Origin of the sequence: Azospirillum sp. TSO5 (assembly GCF_003116065.1) — a bacterium.
Classification (GTDB): Bacteria; Pseudomonadota; Alphaproteobacteria; order Azospirillales; family Azospirillaceae; genus Azospirillum.
In genome coordinates, this window is sequence record NZ_LGQY01000039.1 from 21,716 (window position 1) to 46,604 (window position 24,889).

Annotated in this window: 17 protein-coding genes; 2 read left to right on the forward strand and 15 right to left on the reverse strand. The window is 70.1% G+C overall.

The genetic code is table 11. The features are described 5' to 3' along the window. Positions 1-11: 11 nt before the first annotated feature. The gene (locus TSO5_RS11640) at positions 12-2,006 is read right to left on the reverse strand and encodes a SpoIIE family protein phosphatase (RefSeq protein WP_109151744.1); all 1,995 of its coding nucleotides are present in this window, start codon (positions 2,004-2,006) and stop codon (positions 12-14) included. A gap of 225 nt (positions 2,007-2,231) precedes the next feature. Here TSO5_RS11640 and TSO5_RS11645 point away from each other — a divergent pair, with 225 nt between their 5' ends. Continuing rightward, positions 2,232-2,606, forward strand: a complete 375-nt coding sequence (locus TSO5_RS11645) for a hypothetical protein (protein ID WP_109151745.1) — start codon at positions 2,232-2,234, stop codon at positions 2,604-2,606. A gap of 13 nt (positions 2,607-2,619) precedes the next feature. Here TSO5_RS11645 and TSO5_RS11650 read toward each other — a convergent pair whose 3' ends face one another. The 3 genes from TSO5_RS11650 to wrbA all read right to left on the reverse strand — a co-directional run bounded on the left by TSO5_RS11650 (position 2,620) and on the right by wrbA (position 4,670). Beyond that, complete coding sequence (locus tag TSO5_RS11650) at positions 2,620-3,003, reverse strand: hypothetical protein (protein WP_109151746.1); 384 nt, start codon at positions 3,001-3,003, stop codon at positions 2,620-2,622. Between the two features lie 62 nt (positions 3,004-3,065). Beyond that, entirely contained in the window at positions 3,066-4,031 is a 966-nt protein-coding gene (locus TSO5_RS11655) for a glutathione S-transferase family protein (protein WP_109151747.1), read from the reverse strand. A 36-nt stretch (positions 4,032-4,067) separates the two neighbouring features. After that, the gene (wrbA, locus tag TSO5_RS11660; RefSeq protein ID WP_109151748.1) at positions 4,068-4,670 is read right to left on the reverse strand and encodes an NAD(P)H:quinone oxidoreductase; all 603 of its coding nucleotides are present in this window, start codon (positions 4,668-4,670) and stop codon (positions 4,068-4,070) included. 142 nt (positions 4,671-4,812) lie between these two features. Here wrbA and TSO5_RS11665 point away from each other — a divergent pair, with 142 nt between their 5' ends. Then, complete coding sequence (locus TSO5_RS11665; RefSeq protein WP_109151890.1) at positions 4,813-5,748, forward strand: LysR family transcriptional regulator; 936 nt, start codon at positions 4,813-4,815, stop codon at positions 5,746-5,748. Between the two features lie 6 nt (positions 5,749-5,754). Here the strand turns inward: TSO5_RS11665 and TSO5_RS11670 are convergent, their stop codons facing one another. The 11 genes from TSO5_RS11670 to TSO5_RS11720 all read right to left on the reverse strand — a co-directional run bounded on the left by TSO5_RS11670 (position 5,755) and on the right by TSO5_RS11720 (position 24,746). After that, positions 5,755-6,147, reverse strand: a complete 393-nt coding sequence (locus TSO5_RS11670; protein ID WP_085086012.1) for a hypothetical protein — start codon at positions 6,145-6,147, stop codon at positions 5,755-5,757. 147 nt (positions 6,148-6,294) lie between these two features. Then, positions 6,295-7,950, reverse strand: coding sequence for an alpha/beta fold hydrolase (locus tag TSO5_RS11675; RefSeq protein WP_109151749.1), 1,656 nt, complete (start codon positions 7,948-7,950; stop codon positions 6,295-6,297). Between the two features lie 8 nt (positions 7,951-7,958). Continuing rightward, positions 7,959-10,268 carry a protein kinase gene (locus TSO5_RS11680; RefSeq protein WP_109151750.1) on the reverse strand — a complete coding sequence of 770 codons (2,310 nt, stop codon included), beginning with the start codon at positions 10,266-10,268 and terminating at the stop codon, positions 7,959-7,961. A 53-nt stretch (positions 10,269-10,321) separates the two neighbouring features. Beyond that, on the reverse strand, positions 10,322-11,962 hold the full coding sequence (gene tagH, locus TSO5_RS11685; RefSeq protein ID WP_109151751.1) for a type VI secretion system-associated FHA domain protein TagH: 1,641 nt from the start codon (positions 11,960-11,962) through the stop codon (positions 10,322-10,324). Positions 11,963-12,017: 55 nt separating this feature from the next. Next, complete coding sequence (locus TSO5_RS11690) at positions 12,018-12,641, reverse strand: DUF4123 domain-containing protein (RefSeq protein WP_247870706.1); 624 nt, start codon at positions 12,639-12,641, stop codon at positions 12,018-12,020. A gap of 36 nt (positions 12,642-12,677) precedes the next feature. Then, positions 12,678-14,741 carry a type VI secretion system tip protein TssI/VgrG gene (gene tssI / locus TSO5_RS11695; protein WP_109151753.1) on the reverse strand — a complete coding sequence of 688 codons (2,064 nt, stop codon included), beginning with the start codon at positions 14,739-14,741 and terminating at the stop codon, positions 12,678-12,680. Next, positions 14,741-15,328, reverse strand: a complete 588-nt coding sequence (gene tagF, locus TSO5_RS11700; protein ID WP_247870707.1) for a type VI secretion system-associated protein TagF — start codon at positions 15,326-15,328, stop codon at positions 14,741-14,743. Before tagF ends, tssI begins: the two co-directional genes overlap by 1 nt. Continuing rightward, entirely contained in the window at positions 15,328-18,837 is a 3,510-nt protein-coding gene (gene tssM / locus TSO5_RS11705; protein WP_109151755.1) for a type VI secretion system membrane subunit TssM, read from the reverse strand. Before tssM ends, tagF begins: the two co-directional genes overlap by 1 nt. 92 nt (positions 18,838-18,929) lie before the next feature. Next, entirely contained in the window at positions 18,930-20,321 is a 1,392-nt protein-coding gene (tssL, locus tag TSO5_RS11710; protein ID WP_109151756.1) for a type VI secretion system protein TssL, long form, read from the reverse strand. A gap of 163 nt (positions 20,322-20,484) precedes the next feature. Then, the gene (locus TSO5_RS11715; protein WP_247870708.1) at positions 20,485-23,769 is read right to left on the reverse strand and encodes a caspase family protein; all 3,285 of its coding nucleotides are present in this window, start codon (positions 23,767-23,769) and stop codon (positions 20,485-20,487) included. A 161-nt stretch (positions 23,770-23,930) separates the two neighbouring features. Then, a complete protein-coding gene (locus TSO5_RS11720) occupies positions 23,931-24,746 on the reverse strand; it encodes a YMGG-like glycine zipper-containing protein (RefSeq protein ID WP_109151758.1) in 816 nt (271 codons plus the stop codon). Positions 24,747-24,889: the final 143 nt, after the last annotated feature.

Here is a 24,889-nt window from a genome sequence, read left to right on the forward strand (position 1 = left end):
CTCTCGCCCGCTCAAACCGCCTCCGCCGCCTCCGTCACCGGCAGCAGGCGGCGCATGACCAGGCAGACCAGATCGCCGGCGATCAGGCCGTCCGCTCCCACATGGGACTGCACGCTGCGCAGCACCAATTCGGTGCGGTCGCGGGCGGACATGCCGCGGCTGTGGGCCAGGGCGGCGGCGAGCCGCTCCTCGCCGAAGGGCTCGCGCTGGCCATCGATGGAGCGCAGCACGCCGTCGGTGCACAGGAACAGCGTTTCGTCCTGGTTCAGCGTCACCACAGCTTCGGCATAGGGCGCGCCGCGGCGGACGCCCAGCGCCGGACCGCCGGTGGCGGTCAGGAACTCCACCCCGCCGTCGGCGGTGATGCGGCAAGCGCCGCGATGACCGGCGGCGGCATGGACCAGCGTGCCGGCGACACGGTCATAGACGGCGACGAAGACGGAAGCGAAGCCGTTGAAGGGGCTTTCGCCGCACAGCCGCTCGTTCGCATGGGTCAGGATCGCCGCCGGGCCGACGCCGGGACGGGCCGCTTCGCGGATGGCGCCGCGCACCATCAGCATCAGGAAGGCCGCCGGCACGCCGCCGCCGGACACGCCGGCGGTGACCAGCAGGCTGTAGCGCTCGTCCAGCTCGATCACGTCATAGAAGTCGCCGCTGACCGTATGGCCGGGCAGCAGCATACCGTAGAACTGGCTGTCGCGGCCGACCGGCAGCTGGCGGGGCAGCAGGTTGGACTGCACGTCGCGGGCGGCGCGCTGCTCCTCCTCGATCAGCTGTTCGGCGGCGGCCAGCTTCTCCGTCTTGGTCTCCAGCTCCGCCCCGCGCATGACCAGCTGAGCGTCGAGCGTCTCCTCGCGCGCGGTCGCCTCCATCGCCATGCGGCGGAAGACGCGCGACAGCCGGCCAAACTCGTCGTCACGGTCGGCGGCCTCGTTCAGGGTGAAGGGGTTGAAGCGGCCGGCCTCCACCGCCTTGACCGCCTCGCTCAGCCGCTCCACCGGCGCCATCTGGTCGCGGGCGAAGCGCACGCAGGCATAGACGCCGAGCGCCAGCACGAGGACGCCGACCAGACCGCCGATCTTCAACTGGCGGCTCAGCATCGCCCCGGGCTCCGTATAGGGAACCCGCACGACGGCGACCGTCGGCACGCCCGCCGCCGAACCCGCGGCGGTGGCGGGGCCGGCGTAACGGATCGGCGCCAGCGCCAGCATGCTGTTGCCCGCCACGCGGATCGCCACGTCGCCGCCCGGCACCACCGCCTTCGCCGCCGAAATGTCGGCGTCCGACAACGGACCGCCGGCCCCGTCGCCCATCACCGCCCCACGGGCCAGCACCCGCCCGTCGCGGTCGAGCAGCCATGCCCCCTCCACCGCGCGGGTGGCGAGCAGCCCGTCGATCAGGCCGTCGGTGCCGGCGTTGCGCACGATGTCGGCGAGGCGCCGCACGTCGGTGCCAACCTGGACGATGCGCGGCTTGTCGACGCCGGTCACGCCGGCGAACTTCATCAGCCGGCCGTTCTCCGTCGCCGGTTCGGAAACCACCGACGCGGGGGAGCGGTTCAGCAGGCCGGTATAAGCGCCGTGGCGCGGCCCGCCCTTGGCATCCTGGCCGAAGACCGGGTCGGGACCGGCGAGATTGTGCAGATAGGCCCGGCCGCGGTTGTCGGTGATCCACATTTCGTCCGGGCCGCCGGCTTCGGCGATCTGCTTCAGCCGGTCGTTGATCGCGCGCGGCGACTGCTTCGCCGCTTCCGCCATCGCCACCAGATGGGCGGTCAGCGTCGCTTCCGACAGCAGCCGTTCAGACAGCAGGGCGTCGACCTCCTGCGGGATGTCGCGGGCCTGGGCGGCCCCGCGCGCGAGCAGCCCGGCGGTCAGCCGCGCCTCCGCCTCGATCCGCTCGGTCAGGGCGGCGCGCGTCGTCCAGGCCATCGTCGTGGTGACCGCCGCGATCGCCAGCAGCACCAGACCGGTGACCAGCAGGATCAAACGCTGTTGGAACGTCATGGGTTTGCGCCCGCCCCCTGTGGCTGAACAAGCAATTTGCCTTTGCCACCGCTTCTACCGGTCCCGGGCGCGCAAGTCCAGGCACCGGTCGGTGTGGACTTGCGGCAGAACGCTCCGCCGGAGCATCGTGCGCAAGATTCAACCGCAGGCGCGACATTATCTCTTTCGTAACCAGATGGTCGGTATGACGGACAGGATCCGCCGCCTTCCCGCTGGTGCACGCCCATGCCGATGAATGTCCTGGAAATCGCCATCTATGCCATGGTCCTCACCGCCGGCAATCCGCAACCCTACGAATGCGTGGCGGTGAAGCCGGAGGGGGTGAACTGCACCAACGGCCTGTCGGCGAAGCCCGACGGACCGAATCTGCTGTTCAACTCCGGGATCCAGGTCATCAAGGACCGTCAGGGCCGCGTGCAGCTGAGCAACGGGCTGCAGACCCGCTTCGACAGCTCCGCCTGGGTGGAATTCCAAGATGCGGGCAAGAAGCCGGTGGTCAGCGTCCGCAAGACCGGCCCGCTGCGCTTCAAATTTTCCAACGGCTTCCAGTGCGAGGCGATGGGCAACCCGGAAGACATGGCCCGCTGCTACAAGCCCTGACGGCAGTCTCTGCTCAGCGGCTGATGCCGCGGCGGTCCATCTCGTCTTCGATGGCGCGGCGGTTCTGCCGGATCTGGCGCTGTTCCTCGCTCAACCGTTCATACTGGTTGCGCAGGTCGCGGTCGGAATAGTCGCTATAGGCATTGCCGCGGCGATTGCCGGAGGAACCTTCGTAGCGGCGGCCATCCCGATTCACGTCGCGGTTCAGATCGCGCTCGTCGCCCGCGCGGCCGTCGCGGTCCTGCGGGTAGGCGTTGGGGTTGACCGCACGGTTCAGCTGGTCGAGAGCCCCGCCCCATCCATTCTGCGATTGCCCATTCTGGGATTGGCCGCTCTGGGCCAGCGCCGGTGACGAGAGGGCCAGGACGGCCGCGGCCGCCAGGATGACTGTACGCATCGGACGTATCCCCTTCATGCGGTTGTCGTTCTCTTATCGACAACCGCCGGGGAAGCGATCCGTTACGACGCCAAGGGATCAGGACCCAGATCGGCACGGCCGTGCGGGGCGTCGAGGTCCAACTCCGGCCCCTTCGGCACGATGCCGGTGGGGTTGATGGTGGCGTGGCTGCCGTAGTAATGGCGCTTGATGTGGTCGAAATTCACCGTCTCCGCCACGCCCGGCACCTGATAGAGGTCGCGCAGATAGCCCGACAGGTGCGGATAGTCGGCGATCCGCCGCTTGTTGCACTTGAAATGCCCGACATAGACGGCGTCGAATCGCACCAGCGTGGTGAAGAGGCGCCAATCCGCCTCGGTCAGGCGGTTTCCGACCAGCCAACGCCGGGTCGCCAGCTTGGCGTCGATGCCGTCCAGCGCGGCGAACAGCGCGTCGAAGGCGGCCTCGTACTTGTCCTGGGAGGTGGCGAAGCCGGCCTTGTAGACGCCGTTGTTGATGGCGTCGTAGACGAAGGCGTTGACGCGGTCGATCTCCCCCACCAGCTCCGGCGGGCAGAAGTCGGTGTGCACGTCGGTGAAGGCGTCGAACTCACGGTTGAGCATGCGGATGATCTCCGCCGACTCGTTGTTCACGATGCTGCCGGTCTTCTTGTCCCACAGCACCGGAACCGTCACCCGGCCGCTGTAGCCGGGATTGGCCTTCAGGTAGACTTCGTACAGCCGGCGGGCGCCGGTGACGGGTTCCGGCTCCGCGAAGGTCCAGCCGTCCGACAGCATCAGCGGATCGACCACGCTGACGCCGATCACCCCGTCCAGCCGCTTCAGCTTGCGGAAAATCAAGGTGCGGTGCGCCCAGGGGCAGGCCAGCGACACCATCAGGTGATAGCGTCCGGCCTCCGCCGGGTAGGGGGTGGAGCCGTCGGCCGACACCCGGTCGCGGAACTGCGCCTCCGTCCGAACGAACGCGCCGCCGGTCTTCTTGGTGTCGTACCACTGGTCGTGCCACTGTCCGTCGATCAGCAGGCCCACGGCTCCCTCCTCTTCTTCAGCGTTTGTGACGGGTCATCAACCGTGCAGCTTGGTCGCGATCTCGGCGACATGGCGGCCCTGATAGCGGGCGCCGTCCAACTCGACCGCGCTCGGCCGGCGGGAGCCGTCGCCGTCGGCGATGGTGCTGGCGCCATAGGGCGAGTTGCCCATCACCTCCGAAACGCCCATCTGGCCCTGGAAGGAATAGGGCAGGCCGACGATCACCAAGCCCAGATGCAGAAGCACGGTGTGGGTGCTGAGGATCGTGCTCTCCTGCCCGCCATGCTGGGTTGCAGTGGAGGTGAAGGCCGCGCCGACCTTGCCGACGAGCGCACCCTTGGCCCACAGGCCGCCGGTCTGGTCGAGGAAGTTCTTCATCTGCGAGGCCATGTTGCCGTAGCGGGTCGGCGTGCCGATGACGATGGCGTCGTACTGGGCCAACTCGTCCACCGTGGCGACGGGGATGTTGCTCTCGTCCTTGTAATGGGCGGACTGGCGGACGGCCTCCGGCACCAGTTCCGGCACGCGCTTCACCGCCACCTCGGTCCCGGCGACGGAGCGGGCGCCCTCGGCCACCGCCTGCGCCATCTCCGACACGTGACCCCAGCTGCTGTAATAGAGGACCAGAACCTTCGCCATCGCCGTCACTCCCTGTTTCGTTGCGTCATCGGGCCGCCGTGGCCGGTCATGGCCGCGGCGTGACACCAAACATAGGGCGCAACGGCCTTTCCGGTATTGCCGGATCTTGGCACCTCATTGTTTCCGGGTGTACAACAATGCCATGGATCGCCTCGACGACATGCTCGCCTTCATCAAGGTGGTGGACACCAAGAGCTTCACCGCCGCCGCCGATCGGCTCAACCTGTCGAAGTCGGTGGTCTCCCGCCGCATCGGTGAGTTGGAGAACCGGCTCGGCGCCCGGCTGCTGAACCGCACCACCCGCAAGCTCAGCCTGACCGAGGTGGGGCAGGCCTATTACGAGCGCTGCACCCGCATCCTGGCCGATCTGGAGGAGGCGGAGCAGGCGGTCGCCGACCTGCATGCCGCGCCGCGCGGCCGGCTGCGGCTGAACGCGCCGGTCAGCTTCGGCATCCTGCATCTGGCCCCGGCGGTGGCGGAGTTCCTGGAGCGTTATCCGGCCATCGAGATCGACATGGACCTGAACGACCGCACGGTCGATCTGGTCGACGAAGGCTATGATCTGGCGGTTCGCATCGGCAAGCTGCGCGACAGTTCGCTGATCGCCCGGCGGCTGGCCCCCGCGCGGATGGCGCTGTGCGCCAGCCCGGCCTATCTGCAGAAGCATGGCGTGCCGGAGACGCCGGACGATCTGGCCAACCACAACTGCCTGATCTACACCAACGTGCCGACGCCGGACCTCTGGCCCTTCACCGTCGATGGCGAGCCCCGCAACGTCCGCGTCTCCGGGCCGATCCGCAGCAACAACGGCGATCTGCTGCGCGAAGCGGCGGTGGCCGGTGTCGGCTTCATCATGTCGCCGACCTTCCTGTGCGGTCAGGCGCTGGCGCGCGGCGAACTGGTCAGCGTCATGCACCGCCACATCCCCTCGGAACTGGCGGTCAACGCGGTCTATCCGCAGAACCGCCACCTGTCGCCGAAGGTGCGGGTGTTCGTGGATTTCCTGGTCCAGCGATTCGGCCCGCGCCCCTATTGGGACTGCGCGCTGCTGGACACGCTGTCGCCGGAGGAAGGCTGATAAGGTTTAGGAGGGCTGGTTGGGCCGGCGGCGGGAACGCAGGTTCAGCGCGGTGATGAAATTCGGCTGCTGGCCAACCACCGGGCCTTGCGGAACCGGCTTCTTCGGGGCGGTGGACAGGAAGCCGCCGACCCGGCCGCGCAGTTCGACCGCATGGTGCGCCGCCTCGTCCGCGGTTTCCGCCACCTGGCGGCGGACCGACGGCTCCAGCGTGTTGAAGGCGCGGGAGGCGAATTCGAAGGCCGGCTGCGATTTGGTGGCGATCACCTGACGCAGCGCCTTGGACACCAGCACCGTGTCGAGACCGCCCGGCCCCTCCACCCCGTCCAGCACGTCGGCGAGGATGCCGATGGCCTGGATCGTGCGGTTGTCGTCCAGCGAAAGGTCGTGAGCGTCCATACGGGTCTTCCGATCGTCTCAAGCGGTACGGGTCCCGTCCCTGCGGACACCCGGTTTGCACCAGACGAATCATAGTGTTTGCGCCGGCATCTGGCAATGGACGCCATATCGGCCGGCGGTGGAATCGTTAAGACTGCGCTTGGATGTTTATTGCCGGGTGGCGAAGGTCGGCGGCAGCAGCCGTTCGACGCAGGCGCCGGCATCGCCCACGGCCAGCGTCTCGACAAAGCGGGCGGCGGCGTTGCGGCCGCACAGGCTGGCGCCCAGCACGTCATGGCCGAGGCCGCGGAAGGACAGCAGCGTTGCCCGCGGCAGGCTCCGCCCCATCGCCTCGGCCTGCGCCGGGGCGGTGAAGGTGTCGTAGGCGCCGGTCAGGATCAGCACCGGCACGTCCGACGTGGCCGGCCGGTAGAAGGACGCATCGACCGGCCGCAGGCCAAGCGCCGGACAGGCGGCGTCGTAATCGGTCTCCACCGATTCGGCCATCACATAGGGGCGCAGGTCGGCGGCCGCGCGGCGGGCGGCGGCGGCGTCGATGTGCGGCCGGTTCTCGCGGCAGCCGACGGTCAGGTTCAGGCCGTAGGCCAGACTGTCCAGCACGGTCCAGATCGGCGGCGGCATCACCAGGGACAGGATGGCCGGGTCGTCCACCCGCCCCGCTGCCGCAGGATCGCCGACGATGCGATCGAGACGGTCGAGCAGGGCCGGCACCGCCACCATCCCGTCGCCGCTGCCCAGACGCAGCGCCAGGACGCCCGCCAGCGTCGGCCAGTCCAGGCGCAGGTTGGTCTCCCGCCCGGTGACGGGATGACGCAGACGCAACTCCAGTGGCCGGCGTTCCAACGCGACCGACAGCCGCTCGACCGCCTGTCCCAGCCGGGGAAAGGCGCGGGCGCAGTCGGGCTGGGCGGCGCAATCCTCGACCATGCGGCGGTGGGCCTTCCGGATGGCGGTCAGACGGTCAAGGTCGAGCCACGTCGCGTCCGCCGTGGCCGGGGAGTTCAGCACGAGGCTGCGCACCGCCGCCCCGTCGATGCGCAGAAGTGCCTGCGCCAGCACCCCACCGTATGAGGTCGCGACAACGTTCCAGCGCTCCACCCCCAACGCGCGGCGCAGTGCCGGCAGGTCGGCCGCGCTCTGGCCGCTGTCGAAATTCTCAAGCCGGTAGCCGGCGCGGCGCAAGGGCTCCAGGCAGGCGGTGGCGTCCTCCGCCGTCACGCCGCCGAACCAGTAGCGCAGCGGGTCGAGCCCCGGACAGCGCAACGAGGGTTTCGACAGGCCCGTGCCGCGTTGATCGACCAGGATGACGTCGCGGCCGGCCCGTATCGGCGCCAGGATCGCGGCGGTGCCGCGCAGATCGTCGCTGCCGCCCTGCCCCGGCCCGCCGCTGAGCAGCACCACCGGATCGGCCGCGGGCGCGCCGTTCAGCGCCGGCAGGATCGTCACGAACAGGTCGACCGGCAGGCTGTCCGCCCGCTGCCAGTCGGACGGCACGCGAAAGGACCGGCAGCGCGGCGCCGGCCCGGCCGGCAATGGGCCATCCGGGCAGCGGGTCTCCGACAGCGCCGGGAGGGCCGGCGGGACGGGAGCGACGGCGGGGACCGGCGCGGGAAGAGGGGCCGGGAGGGGAGCGGGGACGGGAGCCGGTATGGCAGGCGACGGCTCCACCGCCACGATCTGCGGCGGCGCAGGAGCAGGGCTCGCCAGCCGGTCGATGCCGCGGCCGAGCAGCCCGCCGGCCAGCGCGCAGAGCGCCAGAAGGCCGGCGATGACGGCAAGACGCCGGCCGCCACCGCTTTTCATCGGCGGAGCTATTCGGCGACGGTGGCGAAGAAGGCGGACTGGGCGACCACGCCGCCCTTGGCCTCCGCCTTCGCCAGCGCGCCGCGCAGGCTCGCCAGATAGGGGCCAGCCGGCTCCACCTCCTCGCGGTCGGCGGGAAACAGCGGTTCGCGGGTGACCAGCGCCAGGATCATCGCCGGGCCATAGGGCGGGGCGATGGTATAGACGCGGTCGCTCGCCGATTTCGCGATGCCCAGCGTCACCGGCCGGCCGGCCTCCAGCCGGTCGTCGCGACGCAGCCGCATCGGCACCATGTGGATCGCGTTGCCTTCCATGTCGATGTAATCGACGGTCAGGTAACCCGAGGTCCCGGCGGTCACGGTGACCTCCAGCTTGTCACCCTTGCGGTAGACCATCGACGGCCGGTTGAAACCCAGCCCCAAGGCGCCGTTCCCCTGGGCCTCGGCCCGTGCCGGCAGTCCGGCGGCGCCCAGCGCCTCGCACAGCGGCCAGGGCCGCACCGCGACCTGCGCATCGACGTCGATGCCGGCCGGCAGGGCGGTGATCGCCGCCTTCAGGATCTTGGCATCGTCCTCCGTGCCGACATAGCCGCCGATCCGCAGCCCGTTCCCGGCCTCCGCCATCCTGACTCCGGCGCAGGTGAAGGCACCGGCGGCCGTCTCCACCGCCTTGCGCGCCTCGGCCGGCGTCAGGCGCGGGACCGGTGGCGCGACGGGAAGGGCCGCCTGCTGGACCGGTGGAGTCGGCTGCGGCTGAACTTGCGGCTGCGCCGGGGGCGGGCTCGGCGGGGTCACGGTCTGGACCGCCGGCGTGATCGGCAGCAGCGGCGTGGCCGGATCGGCAGGCTGTATGGCGGGCTTGACCGGGCTGGGCGGCTGGGCGTCCAGGTTCGTCGCCTCGACGGGAGGCGGCTTCTGCTGCTGCTCCGAAGTCGAGGCGGAGGTGCCGAGCGGCGCCGTCGTCATGCCGGTCGAGGGCGGCGGAGCGGACGCGGTGGCAGCCGGCGGTGCGGTCGTTGTGGCCGCCGTCGTTGCAGTCGTTGCGGGGGTATCCGCCTGCTTGGCGGGAGCGGTCGACTGCGATTGCCCGAACAGCAGGAATCCGGCGATGCCGGCCGCCACCAGACCGCCGACGCCACCGGCGATCAGGCCGACCGGCGCCTTTTTCGTCTCACCGGGGGCTTTCCGACCGGCATCCGCCGGCTCGGGCTTGGCGGCCACCGTTGGCGCCACCACCGTCTTCGTCTCCTTTTCCGGCGTGGAGACCGGAAGGGAGGTGTGTTCGAAGGGCGTGATGTCGGCGGCGCGGCGGGTCAGGGCGCCGACCAGCTCCGCCATCGTCCTGGCGCGGTTCTGCGGGTCCGGCTCCAGCATCGAACAGAGGACGCCGCGCAACGGCTCCTCCAGCGCCGACAGGTCGGGCACCGACATGCGCCGCTCGATCATCGCTTGCGGCGTGCGGCCCATGTCGAGCGGATGCCCCAGCGCCGCCGCGGCCAGCACCAGACCGGCGCTGTAGATGTCGGACTGCGGCCCGACCTGCCCGCCGAACAGCCCGAACTGCTCGGGCGAGGCGAAGCCGTATTTGCCGGCGAAGCCGTCGCCGATGACGGTTCCCGCCCCGGCGGCGGTCTGCTTTGCGATGCCGAAGTCGATGATCTTGGCGTTGGCGATGTCGCGGCCGGGCAGGATGACGTTGTCGGTCGACATGTCGCGGTGGATGATGCCGCGCTGGTGCGCCGCCGCCAGACCGGAGGCGATGCGGTCGAGCAGGACGGCGACCGACGCCGCGTCCAGCGGGCCGGCCTGCAGCACCTCATGCAGCGACGGGCCGTCGAGAAACTCCATCGACAGCAGAAGCCGGCCGAATTCGTCGCGGAAGACGCCGTCGTAGGACACCACCGCCTCGTGCCGGATCTCCCGCAATGCCGCCGCCTCGCGCCGCAGCAGCTCGACCATCTTGGCGTCCTGCGCCAGTTCCGGCCGGATAACCTTCACCGCATGCCGGGTGTCCATGTCGACATGGCGGGCGCGGTGCACCTCACCCATGCCGCCGCGGGCGATCAATCCCTCCACCAGATAGGTGTGGCTCAGCAGCGTGCCCGGCCCGATCGGTTCCGGAACGGCCCGGACGCCCGACGGCTCCACGCCCGAAGCGGTGGAGGTCGGCACTGGGGTGGCCGGCACCGGGGTTGCGGGCGGCGCCGTCAGCCGGGTGGCCTGGGGATCCGCCCCTGTCTGCGTGCCCGTTTCCGCCCCCGCGCCGGCGGCGGGCAGGATGGCGGTGGGCTCGTGGCTGTCGTCAGGGGGCTGGGCCATGGAAGGGGCGTGGTCCGGTCAGAGGGTTGATGCGGCGGCGGAGTCGGGCGCGTTCAGTCGGGTTTTTCGCCGTCCGTGCCATCGCGGCGGATGAAGCGGTCATATTCACGGGCGATGGCATCGCCGACGACGCGGTCGAAATCCTCCTCCAGCTCGACCACCAGATCCTTGTAAAGGACCTCGTACTGGTCCCAGTAGCGCGCTTTGCGCGCGGCCGGAACGAGGCTGTCGAGAAGCCGGGTCTCCAGCCGCTGGCTGAGCGCGCCGGGATCGAACTTGGCGACCACCTGCTTCAGCGCGATCTGCAGCGCCGCGGCATAGGCAAGGTGATGGACCTGCACGTCGCTTGCCGCCTCGCGCACCGCGTCGCCCATCGGCAGGAAGCCGCGCAGGCGCGGGTTGGCCAGCACCGACACCGCCTCGTCCAGGGTTTCGCAGCGCTTCAGCGGATTCTCGCCCGCAGGGCGGAAGCTGGTCTGCTCCAGATGGAACTCGTCCTTGAAGCGCGCCCGCGCCCGCAGGCTGCCATGCAGCGCCCCCAGGCTGGCGCGCAACGCCTCGCCGAGGCTGCGCATCATCGCGGTGGCATCCGGCAGCCCGTCCGGCGGCAGCGGAGCACCGAACCCCTCGTAGAAGGCGGCAACCGCCGCACCGGCATCGGGCGCCGCCAGGGGTGCAGACAGTGGCGCCGGGGGAGGCGCCGGTGTCGGTCTTGGCGTCGGAGCCGGCATTGCCGCGACCGGACGGGGAGCGATGTCGGTATCATCCGGCAGCGGGTCCGGTTCCGGCGGCGGGACCGATTCCGAAGGAAGAATCTGGGCGGCGGAGTTGAGCGGCAGGTCCGGCGCCGCCTGATCGGGCAGCGTCTCGTCGATGTTCCAGTCGTCCGGCAGCGCCTGGGCCGATTTCGGCGGCGAGAAAAACTGTGGGTCCGGGGTGGCCGGGGCTGCCGGCTGCGGCATGCCGAAGAGCTCGTCATCCCAATCATCGGGGATGCCGCCGCCGGACGACCGCTGCGGCTCGTCCGGGAATGGGGCTGGGAAAGGAGCCGAGACCGGGGCCGGGAAGGAGACGCCGACCGACAGCGGCTGGTTCAGCGGATCGGAATGGTCGTCGACGGTGCCGAAATGCCAGTCGTCCGCCCGCTCCCGCGCCGCCGCCCCACTGCTGGAGGAGGTCCAGGAATCGAACGGCTCAGCCTCCGAACGCAGCGGCTGGTCTTCGAAGGGGCGTGCCGTCGGATCGCCGAACAGCTCGTCGAACGGATCCTGCCCAGCGGCATGCCGGGCCGGTGCCGGAGCGAACGGGTCGGCCTCACCGCCTCTGCCGCCCAGCGAGAACGCCCCGGTGATTTCGGTGAAGCTGGGGGCGTTCAGCGACTCCACCATCGCCTCGATGATGAAGCGACCGATGCGGATGCGATCGCCCGACGACAGCGGCGCCGTCGCGTTGCGGCCGATCGGCTGCTCCGATCCGTTGAGGAAGACGCCGTTGGTGCTGGTGTCGGTCACCCGGAAGCCGGATCCGGCCGCTTCGATCACGCAATGCTGGCGCGACAGCAGCAGGTCGGGATCGGGCAGGATCCAGCCGTTCTCCACCCCCCGCCCGACGGTGAGGCTGCCGCCATGCAGCGTCTTCTCGGCATTGCCGCCCAGCGACGCCCGATGGTCCGACACGATCCTCAGCCTCAGCATTCCACCATCTCCACCGCTGGCATCTCCACCGCTGGGGTCTCCTTTGGCTCGGGCATCAGCGGACAGGAAGGGCGCCGGCCGCCCCCGCGGGCGCGCCGAGGGGCACTTCGACGCGGCGCAGGTCGCCGTCCACCAGTTCGAACAGGATGAGCGCTTCGCCGCCCGCGTCCTCCATCATGAACCGGATGCCGGACCCGAACAATGCGCCGCGCTGGGCCGCATCGCTGATCGGCAGGAAGCTGCGCAGCACCGCCGGATCGTAGAAGCGGAACAGGTAAGTCGCCCCCTTCGCGTCGTTGACGATGGTGAGCTTGCGGAAATGCCGGCGCACCATGTCGATATCGCCGCCGGCCTGCACCAGGATGCCCCAGCCACGGCCCCAGCCCTCCCCGATCAGCCAGTCGGCGACGGCGCCGCCGCGATCCAGCCGGACCAGATAGGGGGCCACCTCGGCCATCTCGCTCGCGGTTTCGCCCTGGTAGAGGGCGCGCATCTCCGCCTCCTCCTCCCGCGCCAGCAGGCCGGGATAGAGGCCGGGGTCGCGCGCGGCGTCGACGATCATGTAGAGACCGCGCTCCTCCCCATCCGATCCGCTCTCTCTCTCGCCCTGCGGCCACAGATGATGCGCGAGCCGGGCAACCACCTCCTGCGGGGTGCGGCGGGGGGATGGGCCTGTCATCGCCTGGTTCATTTCTGGTGGGTCATGTCCGGTGGGTCATTTTTGGCAGATCTCGCACAGCGGCGTGTTGGACGCGGCGGCGTTGCGCATCACCATCGCCTGCGCCGCGGCCTTCGGGCTGTGACTTTGCGCCGCGCGCGGCAGCTTCGCCTTGGGCGGCGCCTTGATCGACCCGCCCTTGTCCTTGTCGGCGGGCGACGGCTTGTCTGGCTTTGCCGGCGCCGCGCTCAGCCCGTTGGCGGCACCGCCGCTGTTGATCAGCACCATGGTGCCATTCATCGAGATGCCGGCGGCGTTCAGCGTGATGAAGCTGCCGCCGACCTTCAGGGTCAGCGAGGCCCCGGCCTCCAGGCACAGGTTGGTCCCGGCATGGACGGCGTAGTTGGTGCCGACCTTGTCGTGCACATCGACGCCGACATTGCGCGACACGCCGCCGCCGATGGATTCGACATGGTCGCCGTCCACCGTGGCGTGGTGGTTCTTGCCCACCCACTCCCACAGGCCACCGGCGACGTTCACATGCTGGCCGGACGCCACCGACGTCCGGCTGTCATGGCCGATGCGCAGGTCGTAGTCGCGCTGGGCATGGAGGAAGACCTGCTCCTTCCCCGCCTTGTCCTCGAATCGGATTTCGTTGAAGCCGCGCCCGCCGGGCGAACTGCGCGTCTTGATGCCCGACCGCGTCTTGTGTTCGGGCAGGGCGTAGGTGGGCAGCGCATCGGCGTTGTTGACCACGCCGATCACCATCGGCCGGTCGGGATCGCCATCGACGAAATCGACCAGCACCTCCATGCCGACGCGCGGCACCGTCTGCATGCCCCACTGGTGCCCGGCCCAGCTCTGCGCCACCCGGATCCAGCAGGAGCTTTTTTCGTCCGACCGGCTGCGGCGGTCCCAATGGAACTGCACCATGATGCGGCCGAACTTGTCGGTATAGATCTCCTCCCCCGCCGGCCCGACGACGAAGGCGGTCTGGATGCCGCGCACCGACGGCTTCGGCGTCGACCGCGCCGGCCGCACCACCGATTTCGCCGGCAGGGCATAGAAGCTGTTGCCGTAGGAGGCCTTGCGCTTGTCGCCGGGCAGGAACCCTTCATTGCAGGCGTCGAACTCCAACTCCGCCACCACGACCGGCTGGTTGTTCTCGGCCGCCGTCGGGTGGTCGGTCAGCGCGAAGGTCATGCCGGGATGCAGGGTGCGGCAGGCGCCGATGCCGCGCACCCCCTCCAGCCCGCGCTCCTCCGTCTCCATCCGGCGGCGGGCGATCGCGGAGCCTGCATCGCGCGTGGCATAGCGGCCGGGATATTCGAACAGCTCGTATTTGGTGGACACCGGCACCTTGGCGACCGACGCCTCGTCGCTGTCGAGCGGCGTGCGCGGCGCCTGGAAATCATAATCCTTGGTTGCCCAGCGCCCCGACGCGATGGAATAGACCCGCTGCCACCGCTCGATCTGGTCGGCATATTGGCCGCTGGGGTTGAAGCGCAGCGTCGCCGCCGACAGCTTGGCATAGCCGGCGGCACTGTCCGACAGGATCAGCTTGTGGCGATTGCGCTCGTGCGCGAAGTAATAATAGATGCCCTCTTCTTCCAGCAGCCGGCTGACGAAATCGAAATAGGTCTCGTTGTACTGGACGCAATATTCGCGCGGTTGGTAGCTGCCGGTCAGGCTGCGGAATTCGAAGTTGGAAAAGCCGAATTCATGGAAGATCGTCTCGACGATCTTCGGAACCGCCATCGGGCCGCCGTTGCCCAGGCTGTGGAAGATGCGGCAATCGCTGGTGTAGGACAGCAGCGACAGCCAGGGCACCACCTCGATCGTGTAATAGCGCTGGTCGCGCCCCACCGGCACGCCGACGCCGAGCGAGCGGGCGATGCCGTTGACGTAATGCCGCTCGCCGTCCAACTGGCGGAAGCCGATGTTGATGCTGTTGCCGACGATGACTTCCGGCGCCAGCGGTTCGATGGGCCCGAGCGCATCGATGCGGTAGAGGAAGGGGCTGGACAGCGACTCCCGCCCCTGCACCCGCTCCACCAGCAGCACGTCGGGGCCGGCCGGGGTTTCCAGCGACAGTAGACGGTCATCCTGGACGAACTGCATCACGCCCCCTCCCCGGCCCGGCCGGTCAGGAAATCGGCGAAGCGCGCCGCGGACGGCAGACCGGCGCCGGTGAAGCCCTGCTCCGCCACGCCCTCGCCGCCCAGCGTCCACCAGCGGGCGGCGGCGGACGATGACGGCCCGGAGGACTGCGGCACCGACAGGGCGCCGACGGAGCCGACGAAGGCTTCGACATCCAGCGTGTGGGTCAGGGCGGACAGGGCCAACTCCTCCGCCGCCTCGAACCATGGGCCGTCGGCTTCGGCGCCGTCGGCGGAGTGGCCGGGCGCCAGCAGCGCCACCAGGGTCAGCGGGAAATGCCGGCCGGCCTTGTCGACACTGGACATCATCACGCCGGCCGCCGCCTGCGGGCCACACACGCCGGCCTCCAGCACGAAACGCCAGATCGGCGCGTTGAGGTAGCGGTCCATCCACCCCTCGCCCAGCGCCGCCCGGCTGGCCTGCAACCCGTCGAGCAGCCACTCGTGCCACGGGTCGGCGAAGCTCCGCGGCAGGCCGCGCAGCAAGAAGTCGCCGCGCGCCGGCAGTTTGCCGAAACAGCCGGCATGTCCCATCAAAGACCGGCCCATCAAAGACTGTCCGGGCATCGGAAGTCCTTAAGGTCGCGGATCGAGAACGGGTTGACGGCGCTGGTCATGCGCACGTCGAACCCGGCCGACTTGCCGGCGGCGCCGAAGCTCAGCGGGATGCGGTCGGGCACCGCCCCCTTGCGGCCGCGGTTGGCGTCCAGCGTGCGGAACCACGCCCAACTTCCGCTGCGCTGGGTCATCTCCGGCGGTTCGGTCGGCTGGCCGGTGAAGGTCACGCGCAGGTCGCCCGCCCCGCCCGGCTTCGGCCATTGCAGCCCCTGCGCCAGCGTGGCGTTGCGGGCGAAGGTCAGGCGCTGGCCGTCGATGTCCAGATCGACCTGCTCCACCCCCGGTCCGAGGTAGGTCGGGCGCAGTTCGAAGCGCAGCGACGGCGCCCGGCCCCCGTCGGGGAAGAAGGCGTCGCGAATCGCCGCCGCATGCTGGAAGGCCGGCAGGACGGCGGCCGGGATGCCGAGGTCGGCGGCCGACGGCTGCCAGCGCCAGGGTTCCTTCGTCGTGTCGACGAACGGCCGCAGCCGGTTGGTGAAGAAGGCGTCGATCAGCCCGCCGGGCGCGAACATCCGGGCGAAATCATCCATGCCGACATCGGCCGAGGCGCCCTTGACGAAGGGATAGCGGTTGTCGAGCGCGCGCCGGCACCAGGGCACGACCGTGCTTTGCCATTCCGCATTGATCTGCGCGCGGGCGCCGCTCAGCGTCCGCGCCGTGCCCTGCTCCACCAGTTCCTCGGTCCAACGACGGACCGGCTGCGGGAAATAGCCGACATCGGTGGCCAGCTTCTGGAACACCTCGCCGCCGCCGTTGGCCGCCAGATCGAACAGCTTCTGCCCGCCGCCGGAGCCGAGCGACAGCCGCGCCAGCACGGCATGCACGGCCTCCAGCTGACGCAGCAACTCCTCCAGCCGGGCGTTGCCGCTGTTGCGGGTGAAGTCGTTCAACGGGCGGAAGCGGTCGTCGACCATCTGCGTGACCAGCTTCGCCACGCCGCTGTCGGCCGCCGCCGCGGCCACCGCTGCCACCGCGGGCGAGGCGCCGGCCGGCGCCTCCGGCACGCGTTGCAGCGTCGTCTCGTTCGCCACCGCCGTCAGCAGCTTCTGCAGGGGAGAGCTGCGGCCGGACAGGATGTTGACCTCCTCGGCCAGCGCCTGCGGGTTGGCGGCCGGCACCAGGGTGATGTCGTTCAGCAGCGCATCCCAGCGGCCGGCATAATCGCGCAGGTAAAGCGTCAGTGCCGCCGTCTCAAGTTCCGGACCGGCTTCCTCCCCGCGCGGGGGCCCTAGCAGCCAGCTGAGGTCGCGCACCGAGCGCGCCGCGCCGGGCAGGCCCGGCAGCATGACGGAGGTGAAGCCTTGCAGGGTGTAGAAGCCGGGAACGCCATCGCTGAGGCGCGCACCGGAGGACCGGCGGAACACCCGGTCGCCTTCCGGACCGGCCTGCTCCGACGGGCGCCAGTCCTGCAGCTTGCGCGCCGCCTCGCCGTCACGCACGACGGCATAGGCGCGGGCGGCCAGCGGCGTGCGGGCCAGCACCTCGCGCGCCTGCCGGATCAACTCGGCATCCAGATTGGCCTTAGGCAGGCCGGCGGGGGCGGACAGCCCGGCGTCGATGTGGCCGAGGATCGCCTTGGTCTCGTCCTCGCCCGGCGGGGGCGAAACGCGGCGCAGCCAGCCGACGGTCCAGCCCTTCACCTCGTCGCCGTTGACCGGACCGGCGCCGCCCAGCGTCAGGTAGAGGCGCAGCAGGGCTTCCACCGCCGGGCCGTCGTCGGCCATCAGCCGGTCGCGCAGGTCGCGCTGCACCCGCACCAGCAGGCGCGGCATCAGCAGCCCGTTGATCGCGCGGCGATAGAGCGTGTCGCCGGCCTCCTCCAGCTTGTCGCCCTGGTAGAGGCCGAAATCGAGCGCCAGCTTCTGCTTCAGCGCCAGCGTGTCATGGCCGGCCGGCAGGGCACGCAGTTCGTTCAGCACCGGCAGGACGCGACGGATGTCGTCGTCGGCAACGGTGCCGGCGGCCAGCGCCTCCGCCTTCGGCCGATAGGCGTCGACCGCCTGCTGTTCACGGTCGATCAGCCCGGCATTGCCGAGATAGCTGGCGACCCAGGCGGCGGTCGCGGCGGTGGTGACCAGCCCGAACAGGCTGTAGGCGATGCGCGGGATCCAGATGCGCCGCCGTTCCGCCGCCGGGTCGAAGCCGACCATGTTGGCCTCGCGGAACACCAGATCGTTCAGCAGGCCGCCCAGGAAATAGCTGCGCTGCTGCCCCGCGGCGACGGCGCCGCCGCGGAAGGGCGCCGCCGGCAGGCCGAAGCTTTCGGCCAGCCCGCCGATCAGCCGGTCGATCTGCGTGCCTTCCTGGGTGCCGCTGGTGAAATAGATGCCGCGCAGCCGCAGCGCCGGCTCGTACCGGTTAGCCTTGAAAGCGGCGGACACGAAGTCGAGCAGCGGTTCCTTCAACGAGGCGAGCTGCGACGGGAAGGCGAAGATGGCGCCGCGGCGTTCCTGCGCATGTTCCTGCTGGATGCGGTCGACGGCGCGGGCGGACAGCCGGCCGGCGATGCCGTCCAACTCGCTGCCCAGCGTCGCCATGCCGGCATCGCCCAGTTCGCTTTCGGCCGCCGGCAGGGTGACGCCGACGATCTGCCGGCGTTCGTCGCGGTTCAGGTCGTGGAAGAACTCGTTGAAGCCGGCGATCAGATCGGCCTTGGTCAGCAGCAGATAGACCGGCGCCTTGACCTTGAGCGTCTCGTACAGCTCGCGCAGGCGGCGGCGGATGGCGGCGGCATGCTGCGCCCGCTCCTCCGGCCCGGCGGCGGCGAGGTCGGGGACCGCCATCGCCACCAGCACGCCGTTGATCGGCTGGCGCGAGCGCGCATCCTTCAGCAGCTTCAGGAAGGCGCCCCAGCCGGTCTGGTCGACCGTCTCGTGGCTGTCCTGGGTGGTGTAGCGCCCGGCGGTGTCGAGGAAGATCGCCTCGTCGGCGAACCACCAGTCGCATTGCCGGGTGCCGCCGACGCCCTTCAGCGGCTTGCCCCCGGTCTGGTCGGCCAGTGGGAAGTTCAGGCCGCTCTTCAGCAGCGCCGTGGTCTTGCCGGCGCCCGGCGGGCCGATGATGACGTACCAGGGGGTGCTGTAGAGATAGCCGTCGCCCAGGCCCCGCTGCTTGCGTCCGGCCTTCAGCAGGGCAAGCGATTCGGCGAAGGTCTTGCGCAGGCCGGCGACCTCGTCGGCCTGGTCCACCGCCGCCATGCGCGCCGCGTCGGCGCCGCCGGTCAGCTCCGCCGTCATCCGCTCCTCGGCTTTGGCGTCGCGGCGCTTCAGCAGGATCAGCACGATAGCAAGGATCGGGAAGGGCACGGCCGCGGCGACCGCCAGCCAGGGCATGTCCAGACCGGCGAGCGGCGCCAGCAGCGCGATCAGCGCCGCGGCGATCACCGCGCCGATGAGGCCCAACACTGCGCGGGAGAGCAAGATGGCGGTCAGCCGACTCATTCCGATACCCCTGTCCCTGATCTTCTTGCGGCGTCTTCGCCTTTCGGCGTCTCTGCCGGCCGCTGGCACCGCCCCCGGCGGGGCGGTTCCGCTCATTTCTTGAGGATGATGTCGATCCGGCGATTCGCCGCCCGGCCCTCGGGCGTGTCGTTGGACGCCACCGGCTCGGTATCGGACTTGCCCTCCGCCTTCAGGCGGGACTTGTCGGCGAACAGCGGATCGAACTCCGCCATCACCGATTCGGCGCGGGCCTTCGACAGGTGCCAGTTCGACGGGAAGCGCAGACGTCCGCCGCCGGTCATCGGCACATTGTCGGTGTGGCCGGTGATCAGCACCGCGCCCGGCTCCTCCGCGACGGCGCGGCCGACGCGCAGGACCGATCCCCGCACCTTGTCGTTCAGGGTGGCGCTGCCGCTGGCGAACAGGGTGGTGCCGCGCATGCGCACGGTGACCGACAGCGCGTCCTCCGTCACCTCGACCAGTCCCTCGGCGATCTCCGGTTCCAGGAATTTGCGCACACGCTGGACCTGGGTCGTCGGCGGCGGGGGCGGCGGGGCGATCTGCGGCGGGGGCGGCGCCTCTTCCGCCAGCTTGACCGGGGCGGGCGCCTCGATCACCACGCCGCCATGCGGCGGCAGCCCGGCCAAGCCGGCGAACAGCCGGTCGGACGCGCCGTTCAGCAGGAAGCTCAAGGCCAGGAACAGCAGCAGCAGGAACAGCGCCGTGCCGGCGCCGGTCACCCAGACCGGCAGCGAGCTGCGCGGCGGCCGGTACTCCATCGCCATCGCCGCCGCGTTCGGGCAGAGGATGCGGTCGGCGTAGCCGCGTTGCTTGACCAGGATGTTGTAGACGTCTTCGCGGATGCGGGCGTGCTCGGTGTCCTGGCGCCCGCCGACACGGTAGCGGCCGCGGAAGCCCAGCGACAGGCAGAGATACATCAGCTCCAGCAGATCACCGTACTTGCCCGGATCCTGACGGGCGGAGGCGAGACGCTCATAGAACTGCTCGCCGCCGACCACGTTCTTGTGGAACATGCTGGTGACGTTCTGGCGCGTCCAGGAGCTCTGGCTGCCCCAGGGGGAGTTCAGCACGATGTCGTCGATCAGCGCGCAGAGCACATAGTGCGCGGTCGCCTGGGTCGCCCCGTCCATGCCGGACGACGTCACCCATTTCTTGAAGTCGCCGAGCGCGCCGATCACGCGCTGGCGCAGCGACTCAAGGTCCGGCACGCCGCCGATGTCGTTCAGCCGCGCCGCCAGAAGCAGCACCGGCGAAGCGGCGGCGGCCAGCGGCGATCGCGCGGCGAAGATCGCCGCCAGCGCCGGGCCGGAAACCCCGACCGCCGATGCCCGCGATGCGAAAACCGCCTCCCCGCCGGCTGAACCGTCCGACGCGGCCGGCCGCCGGCCGCCCGGCGTCGGCATCAGGACCGTGCGTTCCGATTCCGGTCCGGGCGTGCCGCCAAACTGATCGCCGCCTTGCATGTCCACCCCAATCCCCGTGCCGTTCCCGAAACGGTCCGGTCCATCATTTCCAAACACTGTGAACGAACCAATCGACGTTAATCTACCCAATTCTGGCTGGCGATTTTGGCAGACGTCGCAACGGTCGGCCCCATGGCGGCGTTCCGCCCCCACCCCACCCGCCTCATGGCTTTCCGGCCTCCGGCGCGGCCAGCGGGAACGGGTTCAGTTCGTTGCCGCCGGTCTTGAAGATCGCGGACTGGTGCCAGCGCTTTTCCCGCGCCAGACGCGGCACAGCACGGTTCACATATTGGCCGAGCGTCAGGTTGTAGACCGCCTCGTCCCCCGGCAGCAGCGCCTTGCCCTTCAGCCCTTCCAGCACCGCGTGGGCGAAGATGCCGTTGCGGCCGTCATAGCTGTCCAACGCCTCCTCCTGCTCCGACGAAGCAGCCAGCAGGTAGCGCTGTCCCATGTCCTGGTACAGCTTGTCGACCGTGCCGGCGGAGACCGCACCGGAATGGCAGGTGTCGAGCATCACCAATACGTTGCGGGCGGAAATCGCGCTGACCAGCCGGTTCAGATCCTTCTCCGACAGGCCCTCCCGGCTGATCGCCTCGGCGGTGGCGGCGGTCACGTCCTGGGTGATGAAGTGATAGAGCTTGACCGACGGGTCCTTCGGCGACGGCACGATCACGCCATGGCCGGCAAGGTAGAGGACGACCGTATCCTCCTCCCGCGCATTGGCGGCGAGTGCTTCCAGCCCGGCGACCACGGCTTCGCGGCTCGCCTCCTCGTCATAGAGCGTCTTGGACAGCGCCAGCGAGCGTTCACGGTCATAGCTGGCGGGAATCCGGCCGCGCAGCGCGTCGGCGAAGGCGGTGGCGTCGGCGCGGGCGAAGCGCAGCTGCGACCCCTCCGGCCGGTACTTGTCGATGCCGACGACGAAGGTGATCAGCCGCGGCCGGTCCGGCACCGCGCGCTGCCCCTTGCCGTCGTCCGCCGCGGCGTTGGCAACCGCGGCAGGCTTCGGCAGCACGAAATCGACCAGTGCCGAGCGTTCGTAGATCGCGTCGGAGCCGTTGTAGGCGCGGATCTGCACCCGGTTGCTGCCGGCGTCGAGCCGGACGGTGCTGACGCGCTCCTCCGGTGCCGGGGTCTGGTCCTTTGGCGGAGCGACAGAGGGTTGCGAAGCAGTTGCGGGTTGGGGCGCCGGCTCCTTGGCGCGGGCGAAGGCGCGGGACTTGTCCTGACCGCTGACGTTGCGGCCGTTGCGGAACAGGTCGACCGTGCCGATGCCGCCGCCGGTGTCGGCGAGACGATAACGCAGACGGACGGAACCGATCCCCTCCGGCAACGCGACGGTCAGGCGCGGTTCCTCCGCCGCAACGTCCAGATCCACCCCCTGCGCCCCGCCCTGAGCCGCAGGCTTCGGCGGTGTCGGCTCCTTGGCGCGGGCGAAGGCGCGGCTGACCGGCGTCATGTCCAGCGGATGGCAGGTTTCGGCATCCGCCGCCGCGGTCGGAGCGGCCGGCGTGGGGGCCGGGGCGGGGGCCGGGCTTTCCGTCGGCGCGGGTGCCTCGGCAGCGCCGGTGCCGAGCGCCAGTCCGCGGGCGGCGGCGGGCACGGTGCAATAATCCAGCAGGGTCACCTGCGGCCGGCGCTGGGTCAGCAGGCGGATGTCACCGATGGCGGCGAGCCGCGCCGCGATGTCCGCCTGCCCGGTCTGCTGCAGCTTGGCACGCACCAGTTCGGGCGCGTCGAAGACGCGGTAGACCTGCTTGAACTCGATCCACTGGCTGCCCTTCTTCTTCGGGTCGTTCAGGTGGAAGCCGACCAGCGTCTCGCCACCGCTTTCCGAATGGTCAAAGAAGGCCTCTGGCGTCCACAGCACCCAGCGGCGGCCGTCGCGGTGCGGGAACAGCGCCGCCAACTCCTCCAGCGGGCGGGCGCCGCCGGACAGCGCGTACCAGCGCAGCGTGCCGTCGCCCAGCGCCGCCACGGCGACCCGACCGTCTGCGGAGGCCACGACACCCCACACGGCGGCCGGCACCTCGGCGCGGGCAAGCTCGGCCCCGGCCGAATCGAGCAGGCGCAGACTGAATTCACCGCCCAGCAGCACGCGGCGCTGCGGCCCCAGCACGGTGACGCTGCGCGCCCACTCGCCGCTGTCCAGCTTCACCGGCTGGCCGTTGACCTTCGGCGCGCGGCTGTTGCGCCAGTCCGCCACACCGATCCCCGGCCCTTCGGCGGCCGGACGGTTCAGGCCCGGCAGCGGTTCCGGCGCCGGGGTCAGGCTGCGGGCCAGAACATCGAAGCGCATCGGCCGCTGGCCGCCCTGCTCCATGCCGAATTCCAGCACCAGACCGTCGTCGGACAGGCCGAAACGGCCGAGATGGATATCGCGGTAATCGGCGACGTCGCCCATGCGGGCGAACTGCAGCCGGCCGGCCGGATCGATCACGCCCCAACCGGGATCGGCGGCGGCGAAGGCCACGCCGCCGCCCGGCAGGGCCAAAAGGTGGGTCACGGAATCGCGCGCCGCCGCGACGTCGGTGAAGGCGCCCTTCCCCGCCTCGGCCCAGCGGCGCACCACGTTGCGCGTTCCGTCCTGGGTCGCGGTGCCGGCGGCGACCAGGGTGGTGCCATCCCAGGCGACGGCTGCGAAGCTGCCCCCGGTGATGCCGGCGGTCTTGGGCGAATAGCGCGTCTTCAGGTCGGTGCCGGACAGCACGTCGACCCGCGTCTGATCGGCATAGCCGACCGCCAGCAACGCCCCGTCATGGGAAAAGGCGACCGAGTAGGGCAACCCCTTGCCCGGATTGCGCTTGGCCTTCTGCTTGAACCCGGCGTCATAGAGCCGGACATTGCCGTCGAAGGAGGCGGTGGCGAGCCGCCCGTCGGGGGCGAAGGCGAGGGCCGAGACCCGCGCCCCGTATCCCGCATCCTCCGCGACCATACGGAAGCTGGCGCTGTCCCACACGCGGAGACCGGCGGTACCGCCGAAGGCCCCGGCGACGAACCGGCCGTCCGGCGAGATGGCCAGATCGTTCAGCACCTGCGGCTGGCCGGGAAGCCGTGCCTTCAGCCGCTGCGCCTTCACGTCGAACAGGTAGAGCGTGACGCCGTCGCCCCAGCTGGTTCCCGTGTTCCCCGCAGCGACGGCCAGCGAGCCGTCGGCGGACAGGGCGACGGCATAGAGCGCCCCCTCGTCCCCCGCCTCCATCGGCACGCGCAGCACGCCCAGCGGCTCGCCGCTGTCGCGGCTCCACAGGCGCAGGGTCTTGTCGTTGGAAACGCTGGCGATCAGCCGGCCCTGCGCATCGCTGGCCAGCCGGTTGACGCGCGCGGTGTGGCCGCCGGTCTCGATGCGCAGGAAAGCCCCGGTCGACGCATCGCCTGCCAGCGCCGCCCCGGCCCCGAGCCAGCCCGGCAGGAGCCCGGCCAGCAGCAGGCCGAAAACGGCCCACAAGTAGACGGCGGCGCGGAGGCCGCATCGAAGTCGCACGTTCTGGCGAGTAGGACAGCCGGCCATCATCCGTTCCGCTTGCACTGTGTCACCGGGACTGGTCCGGCCGCAGGTCCCGACGATACCAGGGACACGCGGTCGGACCGCGCCGGTCAGACTACGCCTCAGACCGCGTCGAGGGTGGCTTCCTTCTGGGCGATCTGCTGAATGCTGCTGGTGGTGGCGTTGATGCGCTCCGACGTCTCGAAGGCGGTGTTGGTGCGCTGGACCACCTGCGACGCCGGGGTACCGCTGGCGGTGGTGGTCTGCTTGGGCTTCTTCTTCTTGGTGTGCGCCTGGACCACGGTCTTTGTGCGGATCTTCTCGGCGGAGCCGGGTTCGATATTGTCGGCGGCGATCAGATATTCGTCGCGGCGCTTGACGATGTTCTGGTTGATGCTGCTGGCGATGGCGTAATCCTTGTCCAGCTGGGCACGGATCAAGGTCATGCGCTGCTCCGCCTCCGGCTTGCCGATGCGCTTGGCCTTGTAGTCGGCCTTGACGCGCGCGATCTCGGCGCGGCGGCAGTTCACCAGCTGGTCGAGAGCGATCTGGGTACGGTTGAGGTTCTGGTTCTCGGTGTCGAGGTCGTTCATCACGCCCAGGATCGCCTGATCGCGGCCCTGCTGCGCCTTGGAATTCCAGTAGCCGCCGAGCGTGCCCAGCGCGGCACCGGCAGCGGCGCCGATCAGCGCGCCCTTCAGGTTGCCGCTGGCCAGCACGCCGGTCAGCGCGCCGACGCCGGCACCGATGACCGCGCCCTTCAGCATGTCCTCGGCATAATAATCGCCGGTCGAGTCGAGGGCGACGCGGTACTGGTAGCAGGCGTCGGTGCCGTCATTCGCGCCGATGCGGTCCTGCTGCGTGGTCACGCAGCCGCTGAGCGCCATGGCGACGATGGTGATGGAGACGAGGCTTGCCTTGGCGCGGTTGCTTCGCATGAGCTTATTCCCGTTTGCACTGCCGTTCGCGGCGTCATTCGTTCCGTCCCCGAATTCCCAGCCGGCCGTTCCACCCCCACAGTGGATGCGGCCCCCCTGCCGATCGGGTCCGGCTGCAACGCTGCCACAGCAACAACCGCAAA